Annotated in this window: 15 protein-coding genes; 10 read left to right on the forward strand and 5 right to left on the reverse strand. The window is 54.8% G+C overall.

Annotation, left to right across the window (positions count from 1 at the left end; translation table 11 throughout):
• Positions 1-191: 191 nt before the first annotated feature.
• From AC5DDB_RS18680 to AC5DDB_RS18710, 7 genes are all read left to right on the forward strand, one after another.
• Complete coding sequence (locus AC5DDB_RS18680; protein WP_491741270.1) at positions 192-803, forward strand: prepilin peptidase; 612 nt, start codon at positions 192-194, stop codon at positions 801-803.
• 54 nt (positions 804-857) lie between these two features.
• On the forward strand, positions 858-1,280 hold the full coding sequence (locus AC5DDB_RS18685) for a TadE/TadG family type IV pilus assembly protein (protein WP_491741271.1): 423 nt from the start codon (positions 858-860) through the stop codon (positions 1,278-1,280).
• Positions 1,281-1,431: 151 nt separating this feature from the next.
• The gene (gene cpaB / locus AC5DDB_RS18690; protein ID WP_491741272.1) at positions 1,432-2,427 is read left to right on the forward strand and encodes a Flp pilus assembly protein CpaB; all 996 of its coding nucleotides are present in this window, start codon (positions 1,432-1,434) and stop codon (positions 2,425-2,427) included.
• A gap of 101 nt (positions 2,428-2,528) precedes the next feature.
• Positions 2,529-3,767, forward strand: a complete 1,239-nt coding sequence (locus tag AC5DDB_RS18695) for a pilus assembly protein TadG-related protein (RefSeq protein WP_491741273.1) — start codon at positions 2,529-2,531, stop codon at positions 3,765-3,767.
• A 15-nt stretch (positions 3,768-3,782) separates the two neighbouring features.
• Complete coding sequence (locus AC5DDB_RS18700) at positions 3,783-5,189, forward strand: TadA family conjugal transfer-associated ATPase (protein WP_491741274.1); 1,407 nt, start codon at positions 3,783-3,785, stop codon at positions 5,187-5,189.
• 71 nt (positions 5,190-5,260) lie between these two features.
• Entirely contained in the window at positions 5,261-6,124 is an 864-nt protein-coding gene (locus AC5DDB_RS18705; protein WP_491741275.1) for a type II secretion system F family protein, read from the forward strand.
• A 133-nt stretch (positions 6,125-6,257) separates the two neighbouring features.
• Positions 6,258-7,373 carry a type II secretion system F family protein gene (locus AC5DDB_RS18710; RefSeq protein WP_491741276.1) on the forward strand — a complete coding sequence of 372 codons (1,116 nt, stop codon included), beginning with the start codon at positions 6,258-6,260 and terminating at the stop codon, positions 7,371-7,373.
• A gap of 148 nt (positions 7,374-7,521) precedes the next feature.
• Here AC5DDB_RS18710 and AC5DDB_RS18715 read toward each other — a convergent pair whose 3' ends face one another.
• Positions 7,522-8,790 carry a DEAD/DEAH box helicase gene (locus AC5DDB_RS18715; protein WP_491741277.1) on the reverse strand — a complete coding sequence of 423 codons (1,269 nt, stop codon included), beginning with the start codon at positions 8,788-8,790 and terminating at the stop codon, positions 7,522-7,524.
• A 262-nt stretch (positions 8,791-9,052) separates the two neighbouring features.
• Between AC5DDB_RS18715 and AC5DDB_RS18720 the strand changes: the two genes are divergently transcribed.
• Positions 9,053-9,637: a hypothetical protein gene (locus AC5DDB_RS18720; RefSeq protein ID WP_491741278.1), complete on the forward strand. Its 585-nt coding sequence runs from the start codon at positions 9,053-9,055 to the stop codon at positions 9,635-9,637.
• Between the two features lie 180 nt (positions 9,638-9,817).
• Positions 9,818-11,374, forward strand: a complete 1,557-nt coding sequence (locus tag AC5DDB_RS18725; protein WP_491741279.1) for a serine/threonine-protein kinase — start codon at positions 9,818-9,820, stop codon at positions 11,372-11,374.
• Positions 11,375-11,378: 4 nt separating this feature from the next.
• Here AC5DDB_RS18725 and AC5DDB_RS18730 read toward each other — a convergent pair whose 3' ends face one another.
• Positions 11,379-13,466 (reverse strand): prolyl oligopeptidase family serine peptidase, encoded by a 2,088-nt coding sequence (locus AC5DDB_RS18730; RefSeq protein WP_491741378.1) that lies wholly within the window; start codon positions 13,464-13,466, stop codon positions 11,379-11,381.
• A gap of 801 nt (positions 13,467-14,267) precedes the next feature.
• Between AC5DDB_RS18730 and cax the strand changes: the two genes are divergently transcribed.
• Entirely contained in the window at positions 14,268-15,476 is a 1,209-nt protein-coding gene (cax, locus tag AC5DDB_RS18735) for a calcium/proton exchanger (protein WP_491741280.1), read from the forward strand.
• Here the strand turns inward: cax and AC5DDB_RS18740 are convergent.
• From AC5DDB_RS18740 to AC5DDB_RS18750, 3 genes are all read right to left on the reverse strand, one after another.
• Positions 15,473-15,715 (reverse strand): hypothetical protein, encoded by a 243-nt coding sequence (locus tag AC5DDB_RS18740; RefSeq protein WP_491741281.1) that lies wholly within the window; start codon positions 15,713-15,715, stop codon positions 15,473-15,475. The two genes, cax and AC5DDB_RS18740, sit on opposite strands and share 4 nt — an antisense overlap.
• Positions 15,716-15,982: 267 nt before the next feature.
• Positions 15,983-17,674 carry an ATP-binding protein gene (locus AC5DDB_RS18745; RefSeq protein ID WP_491741282.1) on the reverse strand — a complete coding sequence of 564 codons (1,692 nt, stop codon included), beginning with the start codon at positions 17,672-17,674 and terminating at the stop codon, positions 15,983-15,985.
• A 277-nt stretch (positions 17,675-17,951) separates the two neighbouring features.
• Positions 17,952-18,467, reverse strand: a complete 516-nt coding sequence (locus tag AC5DDB_RS18750) for a hypothetical protein (RefSeq protein ID WP_491741283.1) — start codon at positions 18,465-18,467, stop codon at positions 17,952-17,954.
• Between the last annotated feature and the right edge of the window lie 101 nt (positions 18,468-18,568).

Genomic DNA, 18,568 nt, shown 5'->3' on the forward strand with positions numbered 1-18,568 from the left:
AACTGCGGGGAATGCACAGTTGGAACAATCCGCAAAGCATGCATGAATTGAGGGCATTGGCGGGAATGCGGTCTTTTCGCAACATTGCTCCGTGCCGGGCGAAATAGTGGTGATATGTTTGTATCGACGGATCTGACGCATTTTCCCTCAGGAAGAGTTTGTGGCATTTTTGCATCGAGAGTCTTCGGACCATGCCGGAACTCGGACTCACGTACTTGTTTGTCTTCCTGATCGCGGTTGGTGGTTTCACGCTGCTGACCACATATTGGGATCTATGGCATCTCAAGATTCCTAACAAACTCACGCTGCCCATGTTCGCTGCCGGGTTGGTGTTCCAACTCGTGTTCAACGGATGGAGCGGACGGGAACCGGAAGTCGGCCGTGTGGTCGTCGGTGGAGCCGGTTTAGGCAGTGCACTGCTCGCGTTTCTGATCGGCTTCGGCATCATTTTCGTGCTGTGGATGATCGGCGGTGGCGGTGGTGGTGACGTCAAGCTCATGGGCGCTCTTAGCGTTTGGCTGGGTTACTGGATGACGCTACACGTTCTTGCCGTGGGAACGGTGGTCGTGATGGTTGTCTCCTCACTGACGTTGCTGTGGAGCGTGTTCCGACGCGGAGCCCGCAAGACCAAAGAAAAATACATTGCCACCGGCAAAACCCACGGACGAGACGCTGCCAAACGCAAGCTGGAAACCATCAGCGAGAAACAAGGTCGTCGATTGATGACCTTCGCTGGTGCAACGGCAATCGCGACTTGGATTGTTGTGGGATGGCATTTGTATCGGACCAACCCCTTCGCTTGAGCGTTGTGAAGAATTCCATCACGTCGCAAGCGAGTGAAGAAAAGAATTGAAACCATGAACGTCCAAACTTCCAGAATTCCGCCAAGAACTACGCGACCGCGTCGCGGCGTGATGAGCATGGAATTGGCAATGTTGTTGCCGATTCTGATGGTCATCATTGCGGGGATGTTCGAGTTCTCGATGTTGTTCTACGCCCGTGGCGACGCAATTGAAGCCGTCCGCTTGGGCGCACGGTTCGCCGCCATGCCCGGAGCGACGGAAGATGAAGTGAACGAAGTCGTCAAACGATCGCTCAAGCCCCGTTTGGCGGCCAACGCGATTGTGGGTGTCGATTGGGGCGAATTCACCGGAGAGCCGGTGGCCGTCGGCATTTGGATTCCGACGAAAGACATCGCCCCGAACTTACTGTGGCCGATCGGTTTCGACTTGGACGAGCAACGTCCGTTGTACGCCGAAGCTCATGCGGTCATGGAATAAATTTGAAGCGAACACACCAGGAGCATCAACTCAGCGAAAACGGGTTGAACACGTTGCAGGGAGCGACAACCTGAATCAGCCGTCCGATGGCGGCCGAACTTAACCAACACCCCGGGGACCCCGGGAGTTTCGATGACGCAGCGAGTCGCGAATGAAACCGCGGCGTCATCGCCAACCGGAGAAGCTGAACGTGAAAAAACTCACCCCAGCACTTGTGACCCTGCTCATGCTCGGCGTCGTCGGGCTGTTGATCGGGGTGTATATCTTCAAGAAATTAACCGCGAGCGAACCCGTCGCCGATGCCCCGCGGACACGTAATGTGCCAATGGCCATCGCCGACATCGAACCGGGCACGCTGATCACCGAAGCCCATTTGGGCCAAGGTCCTGTCCTGACTGACGAAATGGAACGCGACACACTATTGAACAATCGCGTGATTGTCGGTCGTGTTGCGAAAACGGAAATCAAACGAGCGATGGCAATTCGTTCGGGTAACTTGTACCCGCCGAACGAAGGTCCTTCACTCGAAGTCGCCGAAGGCATGCGAGCTGTTACGGTTGTTGTTGGGCCAAATGACGACTTGGTCGACGGTCTGGTTCGTGTGGGCTCGTATGTTGACATGCTCCTCACACCGAACTCCGGCGACGATCCTCGGATGCACGGCGGTACCACATTGACGTTGCTCAAGGGAATCAAAGTCCTCGCCCTCAATCGCACGATGCGAAGCAACAACCGTGTGGATCGTGGCGGCAACACTGCAACGTTGGAACTCACGCCCGAGCAAACCAACATCGTGGTGCAAGCCGAACAAGGTGGCAACATTACCTTGGCTTTGAACCCTGATGGACGCAACGGAACCGGTGTGAGTGTCAGCAGTGACGATCGAGCTACACTCGATGAAATCCTCAATCTGGAACCACTGCCGAAACCGGTTCCCCCGTTCGCTACGGAAATCTTCAAAGGCGGTGCACGTGATGTCCTTCGCTTCCGTGATGGCGAGCGAACCGATGTCAACCGTGTCAATCCGCAAGACGATCAACCGCAAGTGAATCCGTTGACCGTGAAGCGTGAGCAGCCTGTCGCTGATACCAGCACGAAGCCGGTGAGCCAATCCGTTGCTCTCGAGCGGTTCGTTCGCTCGCGATAATCGAACATGAAACACGACAAAGTCGGGTCTGCGGTGCGGGCCAATCCAGTTGAAGTGCAGCAACATCAGTCAGTGATCAGAAAACGCATCGGATAGCAGAAATGATCTCTTTTCGTTCGAAACCGAAAACGCATCAGCGCACAGAGCGGACCCATCGCCGGTCCGGTTTGCTGACGCCGGCGTTCGGACTTGTGTTGCTTAGCATGATGATCATCTTCGCATTGCTCATCGATGGCATTTGGCTGGACAACGCCCGTTTGGAACTTCAGCAGTCGGCCGATGCAGCGGCTTTGGCCGCCGCAAGCGAGTTAGCAAATGATGACTTGCTGCGAGACCACATGGATTGGGAAACCCGCTTGGAAGCGGCTCGACAATCGGCAGCGGAAATCGCTCGACTCAACCTCGTTGGTGGTCGGTCATTGAAGCTGGACACCAGCGAAGACGGCGACTTGTGGTTTGGTCGGCTCGTCACGAATGACGAAGGCAAGACGACCTTTCTCAGCACCGAAACTGCGCCACGGACCGTGGTTGTCAATGGACGACAGTCGCTACGAAATGGCAACCCAATCGGAATGCTGCTGCAAGATGCCATCGGCAATTCCGCTGGTGAACTCAAGCTGCGTGCGGAAGCGAGCATCGACAATCTGATTATTGGCGTGCGTCCCCTGCCTGCAACCACCGTGCCCGGTCTGCCACTCGCGATCAATTTGAACATGACGTTCAGCGATCGGCTCAGTTGGGAGTCGGCGATCGATATCGGACTCGGCGAAGACAATTGGAGTTACGATCCGGTCACACGATCTGTTTCCAACACGCCCGATGGCATCAAGGAAATCATCATTCGCAGCAAGGCGGACGATGAAGACACTACCGATGCCAACGTGCAACTCGTCGACCTAGATACTGAACTCAGCGACTTGCCGTTGTTCCATCAAATCCAAGAAGGTTGGACGGCGAAATCGCTTGAGCGGTTTGGCGGTCAGTTGGTGCTTGGTGATGAGAACATTGAAGTCGTCTCCAGTGCGGTCATCAATGACGATGTGCAAGAGTCTCTCGATTGGGTCAAGGGAGAGGCTCGTATCGTGTTGTTGTACGACCAACTGACACCGTCTGGAAGCAATGGTTTTGGAACGATCCGCGTCGCCGGATTCGCAGCCGGTCGGATCGTGGCCATCATCCGCAAACCGGACAACAGTTGCGAAATCACGTTTCAACCTGCCGTCATTGCGACCCGAACCGCGGTCCGTGCGGACGGCGTTTACTCACTCGGCGAATTGACCGACGCGGAACGAGCTGCGTTGGAGAACCCGTACATCTACAAAATATCTCTCACTCACTGAGTTGGAAGCAAGATCATGGTGACTGACGTCAAAACGCCGATCAATGGCGAAACTCGTTTGAGTGCGGACAATCGTCGCGAGTTCCAGAAACTCAAAACGCGATTGCACAGCCGCATGGTTGATGCTATCGATTTGTCCAAAGCGGGCGAACTCGAAGAAGACAAACTTCGCGAACAACTTCGCAACCTCGCGTCACACATGTGTTCGCTCGAGCAAGTTCACTTGCCGGCGCAACAACGCGAAACGATGGTCCGCGAGATCATGGACGAAATCTATGGTTTCGGTCCACTGGAATCGCTGATGACCGACCCGAACGTCACCGACGTGCTCGTCAACGGTCCCGACCGTGTGTTCGTCGAACGCAACGGGATGCTCGAACCGACCGACGTGCGTTTTGCCGACGAAGCCCACTTGCTACAAGTCATTCAACGACTGGTCTCGCGAGCCGGTCGGCGGATCGATGAAGTCTCGCCGATGGTCGACGCAAAACTGCCGGACGGATCGCGACTTAACGCCGTGATCCCGCCACTGGCGCTCGCCGGCCCGACGGTTTCGATTCGTCGCTTCGCCAGTCGCGGCATTCTGTTCGAAGACATGGTCGAGAAAAATTCACTCGCCCAGGAAATGGCGGACTTCCTCTCGGCAACTGTCAAAGGCCGACTGAATGTGCTGATCAGTGGTGGTACCGGGGCCGGGAAAACGACGCTGCTCAACAACCTGAGCCGTTTCGTTCCCGTGACCGAACGGGTTATCACCATCGAGCAAACCGCCGAACTTCAGTTACAACAACCCGACGTCGTCGCACTCGAAATGCGACCGGCGAACGTCGAAGGACGTGGCGAAATCGATCAGCGGGAACTGCTCAAGAACAGCCTGCGGATGCGACCCGATCGCATTATCGTGGGGGAAGCACGTGGAGGTGAGGTGTTGGATTTGCTGCAAGCGATGAACACCGGTCACGACGGTTCGATGAGCACCGTTCACGCAAACGACACCCGTGACGCACTCGACCGACTCGAATTGATGATCGCGTTGTCGGGGGTGGAATTGCCCACGAACGTGGCTCGTCAGTACATCGCATCCGCCATTCAGATTCTCGTGCATATCACGCGACTTGCGTCCGGGGAACGGAAGGTCATGCGGATTTCGGAACTCGCGAAGTCCCGCGACGGCATCTACAACATCGAAGACATTTTCGTCTACCGCATGGCTGGTTACGACGAGAACGGCCGGGCACAGGGAGCGTTTTACGCGACCGGTTACGAACCCGATTGCCTGCGACGTCTGCACGCCGCCGGTATCGAGTTGCCGCCGGAAATGTTTGCCCCACGTGAACTTCGCAATGAGTCAGCTACTAGCCTCGACGACGACTCCCATGATGAATCGGTGATCGAGTCGGACTTCGGCGACGGCGTCGAGTGATTCCCGACGAAAACAAATATACGGAAACCTCACGATCTTTCCCCAAAACATGATCGCCCAAGGAGCCACGCATGGCGACTGAAACAATTCATTATCCGCCGATCATTCCGCAACCCGGCTTCGCCGACATTGTGCGGGAAGATGTGACGTACTCCGTGAGCGACAGTCACACCACGAGTGATCGGGTCAATGGCTGGTTCGAACGACTGACGGTTCAATCGGGACTGGAAATGTCTCCGATGATGCTGCTCGCCTTGTGCGGCCTTTCCGGGTTGGCTTTGGGGGGAGCAATGTTCGTCTTTCAGGAGAACGTGTTGACGACCGCATTCGCTGCGGCTGTTGGCTTCGTGCTGCCGATCTTGGTTGCGATGTTCGTTCGCAGTCGTCGTCAATCGCAGATTCTTCGGCAAATGCCAGAGATGATTGGCGAATTGGCACGGGCGGCTCGAACGGGGCGGAGTTTGGAACAGTGCATCGAAATCGTGGCCGACGACACCCCCGCGCCGCTTGGAGCGGAGATGCGTTTGTGTGATCGCCGCATGCGGATGGGGGTTTCGCTTCCGAAAGCGATTCAACCTTTGCCGGAACGTACTGGCGTGGTGAGTCTGAACGTGTTGGTGACCGCACTTTCCGTGCATCACCAGACTGGTGGCGACTTGATTACCGTGCTCGAACGATTACAGGCCACCATTCGTGACCGCATTACATTCCTGGGCCGACTAAAGACCGCCACATCAGCAAGTCGGGCAACCGCGATGCTGATGCTGATTCTACCGCCGGCAATTTTGATGTTCTTCGTCATCCGCGACTCGGAGTACCTCAATAACCTGATGGCCTCGGGTTGGGGTTGGTGGATGACCTTGGCCGCGATTGTCTTGCAAGTCATTGGCACGGTTTGGGTGATCCGAATCCTCCAATCGAGCAAACGAACTTAGACGGAGGGGCGTCGAGACGCTCCGTTGCAACGACACAACGATGAAATCGCGTGTTCTGCTTCGCTACAGGCTACTTAGAAAACTGATCGCAACTTCTTGCGAGATTTGAATATCGCCTACAAAGGGACTTCCTATGTTACCTCCCTGGATGTTAATCGCCTTTTATACCGTTCTCGGACTGGCGATCGTCCTTTTGCTCGCACGTATGTTTCGCAAACGGAAACAACGGGCGGAATCGGCGAGCGCCGATGCAGAAGTGCCGGCCGAGGCGATTCAGTTCGACGACGCAGACATCACTTACAAACCCGCAGGACCGGTGACGTGGAACGAACGTCATTTGTTCCGTGACGGTTTCGGCAGTGCCCGACGTGATCGCAGCGAAAATCCGCTGCCGAAACTCGAAGCGGGTGACGTTCCGACTTCGGATCAATCCGACTACATGCTCGGCCCGGTGACACCGGTGCTGGCCGCGATGTTGCCGGAGAGCGAAGCGAAGAAGAAAGTCATCAAACGCGAGTTGCTCAACGCCGGGCAATACAATCCGCATGCCTACGACAATTTGGCTGCGCTTCGTTATTTAGGGATCATGTTGCCGTTGATCGGCATCGGCATCTTGCTGATTGTGCTGCCCACGCAACTGGAAGTCTTCGCGATTGCACTGATGCTCGTGTTGCCGTTAATGGGGTGGGCACTTCCGCGTTTGGTTATTCGTGGTCAAGCCCGTGACCGCATGAGTGAAATCGCCCGCGGTATGCCGGATATGCTCGACATGCTCAACATGTGTGTGAGTCAGGGCATGACCGTGACAACGGCTCTCAAACGAATCAGTCAAGAGATTCGCCCGGTGTATCCAGCGTTGTCGCGTGAGTTGCAGATCTTGGTGGAGCAAGCTCACTTGGGTTCTTTGGAACAGGCACTGCGTAACTTTGCGGATCGTGTCGACCTGCCCGAAGTGCACTCGTTCGCCACGCTACTGATTCAAACCGAACGCATGGGGAGCAGCGTGTCGGCGGCACTCACAGATTACAGCGATAACATGCGGGAAACACTTCGGCAACGAGCCGACGAAAAAGCAAACCAAGCGACATTCAAACTGCTATTCCCGACAGTGTTGTGCTTGATGCCAGCGGTGTTCTTGTTCCTCCTCGGACCAGCGATGATTTCCCTGAACGACTTCTTCCAAGGCGATGGAGCCGAATTGTTGGACAACTCCTCGCAACAAATCCAAGAGTTCCGTGAAGAAGCGTAAACCATTCCGGAGGAAACCGGGAATGTCAACGGCTCTGCTGGACACTGGCAGACTCGGTGCATCCCGAAATGACATCAGTACCAATGACTCAGCCCCGCGTTTCGAACTCGCGGGGCTTTTTCTTTGCGTCGTACTTTTCGTCGAATACTTAGTCAATCGACCAAGCTTTTCCACGATCGTTGAGTGTGTCGTTGACCTTCGGCCGCGGTGCCCGTGATTGGAAGGCGTCGTAGTCAGGGAGTTTATACTCGTTGAGGAGTTGATTCACCCGGACTTCGATACTCGTGAGCTGTCCGCCTTGTTCACGGGTGACGAGTGTAATCGCCCGACCGCGTTCCGAAGACGACAACCGACCCGTACGGCCAATGCGGTGCACATAGTCGTCGTGATACTCGGGGATGTCGTAGTTCACGATATGTGAAATGCCGCTGATGTCGATGCCACGACCAACGACGTCGGTAGCAATCAACAACCGCACGCTTCCATCACGGAACTTCTTCATCACACGATCACGTTTCGACTGCTGCAAGTCACCGGTCATCATGGCAACGCCGGGAAGTTTATCGGCGAAGTGTTTATAGATGCGTTCGGTGCCCCGTTTTGTGCGGGCGAAGACGATCGCTTGTTGCGGCCGTTCTTTAAGCAACAGCCTGACGAGGAAACCGAGTTTGCGTTCTTCGTCCACCGTGGCATAAAATTGCTCGATGGTTTCGGACGCGGAAATCCCGTCCTGCGAGAGATCCACACGCTGCGGATCTTGCATATACCGGTGAGCTAATCGCTCGACCGATGGTGGCATCGTCGCAGAGAGCAACAGCGTTTGCCGATCCGTCGGACATTGCCGAAGGATCTTTTCGATGTCGGGTCGAAAACCGATGTCCAGCATACGGTCGGCTTCGTCAAGCACGACGAATTCGATATCGCCGAGCTTCAGATTGCCTCGCCGCATCAAGTCGATGACTCGGCCGGGCGTACCAACAACGACTTGTGCACCCCGTTGGATCGCACTAATTTGCGGCCCCATCGAACGTCCGCCCACCACGGTCACGACTTCGCAGTCGAATTCCTGAGCGAATTTTCGGAACTCCTCAGCAACTTGCTCGCTGAGTTCCCGCGTGGGAGCCAACACAATCGCCTGGACGCCTTTGAATTCGAAATCAATCTGTTCCAAGATCGGGATTGCGAAGGCGGCAGTTTTTCCAGTTCCGGTTCGGGCTTGGCCGGTACAATCCGCACCGGTCAATGCGATGGGAATCACGGCTTTCTGGACGGGGCTCGGTTCTTTGTAGCCAATTTTCTCTAACGTTTTGAGCATCGGCTTGCTCAGCCCCAATTCAGCGAATCCAGTTTGCGGTGGCTTCCGAGCCGAACGCCGTTTTGGGGAGCGATTCGTTCGCGGTTGTTTAGCAGTACTCACAGTGTCCTTCAAATTTACGAAAAAGGCGGCGATACCTCGCCAGACATTTGGAATCATTCATGTTCTAGAATACTGAACGCCGGTCTGGACGTCAATCGGACTTGAACCGGAGCAGGTTATGGCACGACGAGGAATCACGTTTTACGTGCGTGACGTCGGTTTTGCTGACGATCCATCTAACTCGGTCAAAATTCTGACGTGCCTGCTCGAAATACGGTAAGATTGTCGGGATGAATCACGGGAACGAACGGGGGTAAATACCATGATGCGAGTTCTGTTGAGTGCTCTTGCCGGTGCAATTGTATATTTTATTTGGCAAATGTTGGCGTGGATGATGCTCCCGATTCATGGTCCGACTATTTCCTCTCTGCCAAACGAGGCTGCTGTCCGTGATGTCCTGGTTCAGCAAAATGTGGACTCGGGCGTTTACATCGTCCCCTTCGGGACCAACGAGGAAATGGCAGATCCGGACTCCGAGTTCATGAAACGCCATCAAGAGGGGCCGATCTTTGCGATTTACTATCACAAAAGTGGACTCGATCCGATGATGATGTCCGTCATGCTGACCGGGTTCGTCGTTGATTTCCTCGGCGTTCTTCTAGCCGCGACTCTGCTTGCGTGTGCGAGTGACGCACGTTGTTACCGAACCTACTTTGCACGAGTCGGTTTTGTGACGGGGCTGGGCGTGTTCCTGGGACTCATGGGGCATATGACCTATCACATTTGGATGCACTTCGATCTCTATTACACTGTTATGTTTGTGGTCGATGTCGTCGTCGGTTGGTTCCTCGTCGGGCTTGTGGTTGCCACAATTGTTCGACCAAAGAAGCCAATCGAAGCCACATGATGCTCGAATGCACCGAAGCGTACTAACGCGTATTTTCGGAGTTGTTGGACACATCGCCGCTCCGCTTTGCCCGAGTTGCCACTCGCAACCAGTTTTCCCATCCCTGACGGTTCCGGAGATCCCATCAATATGACATCAGCGATGTAATAAGCCACGTTCTTGTTCGATGTGAGTCCTGAAATGCTTGTCGAAAGTGACCAATCCGTGCAGCGGCGGTGTCCGAGTTGCCAAAATGAGTTCGATCTCGAACTTCCCACGGAAGCCTCGACAACTTGCAATAACTGCGGGCATACAGTGGTTCACTCGGTCGAGCAGTCCGGTCCTGAAACGATCGCAGTCAGTCTTTCGGACGACATCGGTTTTGATCCGTCCCTGACGAGTGCCGGCAAGGGGGCTGCCACTTGTTTCAATCCCGCACCGCAATCCGTTCTGCCAGAATCGGATCGACTCGGGCATTTTCGGCTGGAAAAACTTTTGGGTGAGGGTGGGTTTGGCTGTGTCTATCAGGCCCGCGATTTGAAACTTGACCGGATGGTGGCAATTAAATTGCCTCGCAATGGGCAATTGACGGAAAAAGAAACCACGCAGTTTCTCAAAGAAGCCCGTGCTGCAGCCCAACTGCGACACCCGAACATTGTTGGCGTCTATGAGGTCGGCCAATGCGATGGTTCGGTTTACATTGCGACAGATTTCATTGCCGGGCAGCCGATGGATGATTGGCTCGAAAATCATCGTCCTTCGCATCGGGAAGCGGCGGAGTTATGCCGAACGTTGGCGGATGCGCTCCATCATGCCCACCAACGCGGAGTCATTCACCGCGATTTGAAACCAGCGAATATTTTGCTCGATGAAGACATGCAACCGCACATTGCCGATTTCGGTCTGGCGAAACGCGAGTACGGCGAAACGTCGATGACGGCGGCTGGTGTCGTCATGGGAACGCCGGCGTACATGGCTCCGGAACAGGCTTCCGGTCAGTCACACCAAGCGGATGCCCGCACCGACATTTATGCGTTGGGCACGATGCTCTTCGAAATGTTGACCGGCGAACGGCCGTTTCGCGGCTCAATGCAAGCGTTGCTCTACCAGGTTGTGAGTGCCGAACCACCATTGCCACGCACGATCGATGATTCCATTCCCGAGGATTTGGAAGCCATTTGCATCTGTTGCTTGGCGAAAGACCCGGACCATCGTTTCGCGTCCGCACGGGACTTGGCCGACGCATTGACGGAATATCTCGAAGAAGATCGGGTTTCCATTCCGATCCCGACTGTCGCCCCGGAACCGAATTCGAATTTTGCTCTCGAAATATGGAACCAATATCCGGTCGTCTCGGCGATCGCGGTGGGCTTAATGGTCATGATCGCCGCGGGAGGCCTGGCATTCGCGTTTAACACATCGACCCGTGAAGATCAGAAAACAGCAACACAACCTGTGACGCGTCCGGTGACGCCGAAATCCGCCGGGACTCCGATCGTGCCTCAGATTCGGCAGACGTTGAGCGAGCAATCCACAAATGGCGTTTCGATCGATCCCGAACTTGAGGCGGCACTCGAGACCGTGGAACAACAACAAGCGGAACTTGGTCCCCATGCGGCTCCCGAAGCCGGGATGGTGGGGTCGTTGATCATGGGCGAGATGACCGGCAACCACGACGGCGACTCACTCAGCGATCAACGACAATTCCTACAACGCATCAAGGGCCGATTGGGGAACCTCAATCACTCGCTCAAGTAATTCGTTACTTCAAATCCATCCCGAGATTCTTCACCAGAAACGCCCACTGGTCAGCAATCTCCTCGATGATTTTCGATGTCGGTTTGCCTGAACCGTGACCAGCTTTCGTTTCGATGCGGATCAACACCGGCGAGTCGCCTTTGTGGTATTCCTGCAATCGGGCAGCGAATTTGAAACTGTGACCGGGCACGACGCGGTCGTCGGTGTCGGCAGTGGTGATGAGTGTCGGCGGATACTCAGTTCCCGGTTTCAAATTGTGATACGGCGAATACTTGTATAACGCCTGAAATTCCTCGGGATCATCCGCGGAGCCGTAATCGTCGACCCAAAACCGACCCGCTGTGAATTTGTGGAACCGCAACATGTCCATCACGCCGACCGCGGGGAGTGCTGCGCCGAAGAGGTCCGGGCGTTGGGTGATAGCCGCTCCGACGAGCAACCCACCGTTTGATCCGCCTTGAATCGCCAGCTTCGACGATGTTGTGTAGTTGTTGTCGATGAGCCATTCACTCGCGGCGATGAAGTCGTCGAAGACGTTTTGCTTGGTCAGTTTTGTGCCGGCTTTATGCCAGTCCTCGCCGTACTCGCCGCCGCCACGCAGATTCGCCATCGCGAACATGCCGCCCATTTCCATCCACGCCAATCGGCTGATAGAAAAACTCGGCGTGAGTGAAATCGAAAACCCGCCATAACCGTACAACAGGGTCGGATTGTTACCGTCGAGTTTCAGGCCTTTCTTGTAAGCGAGGAACATCGGGACTTTTGTGCCGTCTTTGCTCTTGTAGAAGACTTGCTTGACCTCGAACTGTTCGGGATCGAAATCAACGTCCGCCTGCCGTAGTTTCGTACTCTTTCCGGTAATCAAATCATAGCGGTAGGTACTCGGCGGAGTCGCAAAGCTGGAGAACGAATAAAACGTCTCGGTGTGCCCTCGTCGACCGCTGAAACCACGTGCGGTTCCGATCCCCGGAAAGGCGACATCGCGGACGTGTTCGCCTTGCATGTCGTAGATTTTGACAGCCGTTCTTGCGTCTTCCAAATAACTAGCCACAAACATGTTGCCCACGAAGTTCACATCGTCGAGCGCATTTTCGGATTCGGGAATGATGACCTGCCAATTCTCACGCGACGGCTTACGGATATCGATCGCGATCAACCGCTTGAGTGGGGCTTCCCAGTCGGTGACGAAGTAGAACACTTCGCCGTCGTTGCCGACAAAACTGAATTCCTGCTCGAAGTTGTCGATCAAGTCCACCGGTGCTGCATAAGGTTCGGTCAGGTCACGATAGAGAATGCGATACCGATCGTCAGTCCCCTTCCAAACGGTGAGCACCAAGTACCGGCCGTCTTCCGTCACTGATGTACCAAAGCCCCAGGTTGGTTCATCGGGTCGATGGTATACCAGCACATCTTGGTCTTGTGATGTGCCGATGCGGTGATAGTAAATCTTTTGGTTCAAATTAAGCGATTGAAATGCTTCCCCTTCTTCGGGGGCATCGAAACGCCCATAGAAAAAACCTTTGGAATCGCGGGTCCAAGTTGCACTGCTGAACTTCACCCATTCGATCTTCTCGTCCAACACGGATTTGGAGGCGATCTCCATCACCCGCCAGGTCCGCCAATCGCTCCCGGCTTCTTGTATGCCGTAGGCGAGGAAGCGGCCATCGTCGCTGAACGCCAAACCCGCGAGTGCCACGGTGCCGTCTTCGGACCACTCATTTGGATCGATCAGAACCGTTGCCTCGCCATCAAGCGAGTCCTGCTGATAAAGCACATCTTGGTTCTGCAGACCGTCGTTTTTGAAATAGTAATACCGACCGCCACGTTTGAATGGCGCAGAGTATTTTTCGTAGTTCCAAAGCGTTGTCAGTCGCTCTTCGATCGCGTCGCGTTCGGGGATCGCCTTGAGATAACCGAATGCAATTTTGTTCTGTTCCTCGACCCACTTATGGACATCATCCGAGGTGCGGACGTCGTCTTCCAACCAACGGTAAGGGTCGGCAACACTCATGCCGTGATAGTCATCCGTCTGATCGACTTTTTGGGTCTTGGGGTAATCGAACGACTGCGCGGATAACGGGTGATCGGTCATAAGCCCAGCTAACACAATCAACAAAGGAACATAATGAGAAACAGCCACGGTCAATCCTTCCCGACGGCGATGGCAAAACAGGAATTGCTCAGAACGTGTCAGACCTGAGCACGGAAACATCCTAAAAGATCGTTCCACGTTCGGCGAGTGAACCGGGTTAACCGTTTTGTAAAACGTGAATTGGCCTTTCCGTTCGAATCGATTCGTCTGGAACGCATTCTCAAAAAAAATACGAATCGATTCTCAAATTCCTCTTGCCCCTGCCGTGAGATTTGTAATCATGCTTGTGTTGGGCGTGCGAACGCAGCACGCGGGACTATCGCCCGTGATGTGATCGGACATGGCGAGCTGATCGAAACGGGGTGTCTTCATAGAAAGGAGGTGATCGAGTGACTTGTGATTGTAGTAGCCAACCTGGAGGTGGCGCCGCTTGAACGCCGGTAACCGGCGGGTTGCCGTTCGGCAGCCACCACTCACTCGGATCCTGATCGTCTCCTTTTGTTTCCGTTCCCGCGTTTTTCCTGCTGGCTTGACCAGGGAAATGGGTACGAAGACATCTCGATCTTGATACGAGACACACAAAGGCTCGGCTTTCGGTTTCGACCGGAAGCCGAGTTCTTTTTTTGCGCCCACTGAGATCGTTCGAAGTTCTCCACCACGATAGACATCGGCCTGCGTCATCATTAGCCTGGGCGTCTAAAGATGGTATGAGGCAAGAACTTCGATGGATGCAGACACGCAACGTCGTGTCATACGTGCTTGGAATGATAGACCATTGAAACCACGATTCGTGAGTGCAACATGGACTGGCTGAAACGCGTCGGTTGGCTGAACGTGATGCTGATTTTCGTTCCGATCTCTCTGATTATGCATTGGACGGGCGGGTCCGGAACGTGGGTGTTTGTGACTGCAGCACTTGGCATCATTCCGCTTGCCGGATTGATGGGGAAGAGCACGGAGATGCTCGCCGAGCGGTTCGGGCCGGGAATCGGCGGTCTGATGAACGCCTCTTTCGGCAACGCCGCTGAGCTAATCATTGCCGTCATTGCGCTGCGTGCCGGTAAGATTGAAGTCGTGCGTGCCTCACTGACCGGGAGTATTCTTGGCAACATTCTCTTGGTTTTGGGAGCAAGTCTTTTCGCAGGCGGTTTGAAATACAACCGGCAAAAGTTCAACGCGACCGCGGCGGGGATGTCGGCGACATTACTTGTTCTGGCCGCCATCGGACTGATCGTTCCGGCTGTGTTTCACGGAATTCTTGTCGGGCAGGGCACCGAACATCTCACTGCCTTAGAGCGAGATCTCAGTTTGGAAATTGCGATCGTGCTGTTCGTCGTTTACGGGTTGAATTTGGTGTTCAGCCTGAAGACGCATAAGCACCTTTATTCGCCGGGCAGCCATTCGTCGAATGATATGCCTTCGGACGAAGATACCTCGAATCCTGCCATCCCTCATGAAGCCGACGAACATTGGCCGCAGTCGGTTGCAGTGACCGTTCTGCTGGTATCAACGATTGCCGTCGCGATTGTTAGCGAGGCGATGATTGGAGCAATCGAAGAAGCCCGCGAAGCATTTGGTTGGACCGAACTTTTTGTCGGCGTGATCGTGATTGCAATCGTCGGGAATGCGGCAGAGCACTCGTCCGCAATTCTGATGGCCATGAAGAACCGCATGGACTTAGCGGTGCAGATCGCGATCGGCTCTTCGTTGCAAATCGCGTTGTTCGTCGCACCGGTGTTGGTGCTCGTCAGTTATTTGCCAGGCTTCCCGGCGTTGAACTTAATCTTCGCACCGTTGGAAGTGGTCGCGGTCACCTTGTCTGTTTTGGTGGTCGCATTGGTGGCGTTCGATGGGCGATCGAACTGGTTTGAAGGGCTGCTGTTGCTCGCAGTCTATGTGATACTGGGGATCGCCTTCTTCAATCTGCCAGAGAGTGAAGAACACCACACGAAACCCGCCGAAAGCGAGGAAACGGCACAGGCGATCGAGCGCTGCTACAGTTTCAGCTAGAACGATTCTTCGGTCACCAACTCGGTCTGGGCGGTTCGAGTTTCGGTTTGAGCAGGTCTCGGCTCGATCGAGACGAGGCTGATTCCGTCCGACTCGTGTGGACTCAATGCGGCTCGGGCAGTCGTCCAGGCTTCCTCGTTACCGTCGTCGTAGCCGGCTTTATAACCACTCGACCATGTCCAGTAGCCTGCCCAAACGAGTCCGAAAAGAGCGAATGCCGCCAGATTAAATCGGCTCATATCGTCAACCCTTCAATTCATCGCATCCCCAGAATGCGTTTTGTGAATTTTTTATTAACGCTTTGCGAAAAAATCGTGGATAACAAACTTTACGCTGCTTACTGGGGTGGGTCAACACTGATCGGCGACGCCCGATCTATGGATCAGTGAATTCATCGATGGCGTCTCCCAATTTGCGGGTCACACCTGTTCTAATTGTGAACATGTCGCTGTGCGTACGCCAAGACACATCGATCAAGCAGAGAGGGAAGACAGTCTGTGAGCTGTCTAGCCGATGGTGGTGCGACCGTCTTCGCTACGGTCTTCGTCATCCAATCGTGGCCAAGCCAGAACGAATTGGCAGCCTTCGTTGGGTTTGCTCTGCACGGTGATTTCGCCACCATGCTCGCGGAGAATTTTCTGGGATACGGCCAATCCCAGCCCCGTTCCACGTGCGCCTTTGGTCGACTCGAACAGCTGAAAGATTTTGTCGAGTTGCTCTTCGGGGATGCCCGGACCGTTGTCGGCAATGGCGACGAATACCGACTCGCTATCGGGATCGTAACCCGTTTGAATGCGAATCGCTGCACCGGGGCGATCTTCCACCGCGTCGATCGCATTGATAACGATATTCAGTACCGCGCGATGAATTCCCTCGGAATCGAACATCGCGGGTGGAAGGTTTTCGTCCAGATGAATATCGAACTTCACACCACACTCGTCGGCACGAGCCTGCATCAACTCGATCACGTCACCCACGGTCTCGTTCAGGTTCGCTAACTCTAACGCCGGTTGACGATCCTTGCTGAACGTCAACATGTCCATCACGAGGTGGTAGATCTTGTTTTGATTCTTCTCGACAATTCCCCAGCCTTTACGAACCAGGTCTTCGTTGTGATCGTTCAACCCGGTATCGATCAAGTAACTGCCACCACGCACGCCTTGCAGAATATTTTTGATGTGATGGCTCAGCATCGCGATGGTTTGGCCCATCGCTCCGAGCCGCTCCGCCTTCAATAAGGCGGTCTGATACCGATTGTTCTCCACGGTCAACGCGACTTGACGCCCAACCGCTGCCAACAAGCGGAGTTGGTCTTCGGAAAACTGATCGCCACCATCATCACTGAGCACATGATTGTCGGTGGACGTGATATCGACGTACACGACTCCGTGGGTGACATGATGTCCGGGAACCGGCACGCACATCGCTTCCCGAATCCCCGCCCGAACGATACTTTCCCCTCGCGGAAATCGACGGTCGCGACGGGCATCGGACGTGCGAACACTTTGCCCTTTACGCAGCACATAATCGACGATGCTGCGGGAGACCGGCATGCGACTCGGATCGCCAGACTCCGAACGATAGCTCAATGCCTGTGGAACGAGTTTGCCGTCCTCCGTGGGGGAATCCAAGAGGATACAACCGCGATCGGCACCGACTGCTTCCAATGTCAGATCGAGCATTCGACGCAGTAACTGCCCGAGTGACATCGAGGACTGGACGGCTTCCTCGCTGATGCGGTAGAGCGTTCGCAAATTCTGGAGGGATCGTGCGACCGATCGGCTATCCGAGCCACGAGCTTGGCGAAGCAATGTGTCGCCGGCGTTCTGCTCGAGTTCGGTTACAATGCTCGACTGCGGTTCTAACTCTGCACGCAAATCGACCTTGAAGGCACTCTCGTCAGCGGTGGTATCTTGAAATGCGAGTTGCGTTCGTCCGATTTGGACGCGGTCGCCGTTTCGCAAGACTTTCTTACGGATGGGAATGCCATTGACGAGCGTTCCGTTGGAACTGCCCATGTCTTCCAGGGTACATTTCTCGCCATCGTAGCGAAACATGGCGTGCGATCGCGAAACCTCCGTATCGAGAATACGGATTCCACTGCGGGTGCCCCGACCAACCACGATTGGCTCTAAACCAATCTCGAATCGAGCCCCCTGGTCAACTCCTTGGACAACCAGCAATGTCGCTTTGGTCACGACACGGTCCCTCGGTACGTTGCGTCAGACATGGGCAAACCGAGTTTGCACGGTGTCGTTCGCGAATCTTTGGTGTTAGGAATCATCATGACGTGATCGGAATCCATGCTGGCCCAACGCATGGGAACTAAACAATAATCGTGCGATCCGTCAACAATCTCGAGGCTATGATGATCTGCCTAATGTACCAAGCTGGTCCGCTGACTGCAGCGCATGCAATGAAAAAATACAGATTTGGCGGCGATTTCTGCCGGAGTCGACAAATCGAAATTCGGTCTTAGGCCGCCCGATTTTGCTGGGAACTGTCATCCGCCAGCAAGTCTTCAATGGCTTGAATCAGTTCGCCATAGTGAAATGGTTCGGCCAGATAACGTTCGGAAGTGGGGGGGGCGTCGGTGGCGGAAACGTTTCGCGAGCTGCGAGTTCGTTCCATTCGGCCGATAATCACCCGCGGCACATCGGACGTGCCAGACTCCGACGTTGTGCGAGAGTTGGACGCTTCATGTAGCACAACCACATTCGCGTTCTGTTCCGCGTCGGTGTGTCGGTTCGTATCGGCTTTGACGCGGTCAATTTCCAGTCCACGTGGCTCAAAAATGGCTCGCAGGACTTCTGCCGTTTCAGACTGCCCGTCCACGACGAGAAGTCGTTTTCGGCTGTCGGTCGGCAGCGGGAGACATTCCGGGGACGGAGCGATTGCTTGCGATTCTGAAATCACAAATAACACCTTCATCATGACGTTCTGGGACGAATGACCGAGATGCGGTCCGTTGTCCCATGGTGGAACCTCCATGTTCCAGTTCGCTCGCCGATCCGGCCCCCCAGTCGTCGAGCGAGCGGAAAGATAGCGAGAACCTGAAGATGGCTCAAGTCGAATGTGAGCCGGTTTCACAC

The organism is Thalassoroseus sp. (assembly GCF_984380535.1).

Bases quoted from the DNA above. Each gene is read 5' to 3' on its own strand.
- AC5DDB_RS18680 (WP_491741270.1), top strand. From the start codon at position 192: ATGCCGGAACTCGGACTCACGTACTTGTTTGTCTTCCTGATCGCGGTT.
- AC5DDB_RS18685 (WP_491741271.1), top strand. From the start codon at position 858: ATGAACGTCCAAACTTCCAGAATTCCGCCAAGAACTACGCGACCGCGT.
- cpaB (WP_491741272.1), top strand. From the start codon at position 1,432: ATGAAACCGCGGCGTCATCGCCAACCGGAGAAGCTGAACGTGAAAAAA.
- AC5DDB_RS18695 (WP_491741273.1), top strand. From the start codon at position 2,529: ATGATCTCTTTTCGTTCGAAACCGAAAACGCATCAGCGCACAGAGCGG.
- AC5DDB_RS18700 (WP_491741274.1), top strand. From the start codon at position 3,783: ATGGTGACTGACGTCAAAACGCCGATCAATGGCGAAACTCGTTTGAGT.
- AC5DDB_RS18705 (WP_491741275.1), top strand. From the start codon at position 5,261: ATGGCGACTGAAACAATTCATTATCCGCCGATCATTCCGCAACCCGGC.
- AC5DDB_RS18710 (WP_491741276.1), top strand. From the start codon at position 6,258: ATGTTACCTCCCTGGATGTTAATCGCCTTTTATACCGTTCTCGGACTG.
- AC5DDB_RS18720 (WP_491741278.1), top strand. From the start codon at position 9,053: ATGATGCGAGTTCTGTTGAGTGCTCTTGCCGGTGCAATTGTATATTTT.
- AC5DDB_RS18725 (WP_491741279.1), top strand. From the start codon at position 9,818: ATGCTTGTCGAAAGTGACCAATCCGTGCAGCGGCGGTGTCCGAGTTGC.
- AC5DDB_RS18730 (WP_491741378.1), bottom strand. From the start codon at position 13,466: ATGACCGATCACCCGTTATCCGCGCAGTCGTTCGATTACCCCAAGACC.
- cax (WP_491741280.1), top strand. From the start codon at position 14,268: ATGGACTGGCTGAAACGCGTCGGTTGGCTGAACGTGATGCTGATTTTC.
- AC5DDB_RS18740 (WP_491741281.1), bottom strand. From the start codon at position 15,715: ATGAGCCGATTTAATCTGGCGGCATTCGCTCTTTTCGGACTCGTTTGG.
- AC5DDB_RS18750 (WP_491741283.1), bottom strand. From the start codon at position 18,467: ATGGAGGTTCCACCATGGGACAACGGACCGCATCTCGGTCATTCGTCC.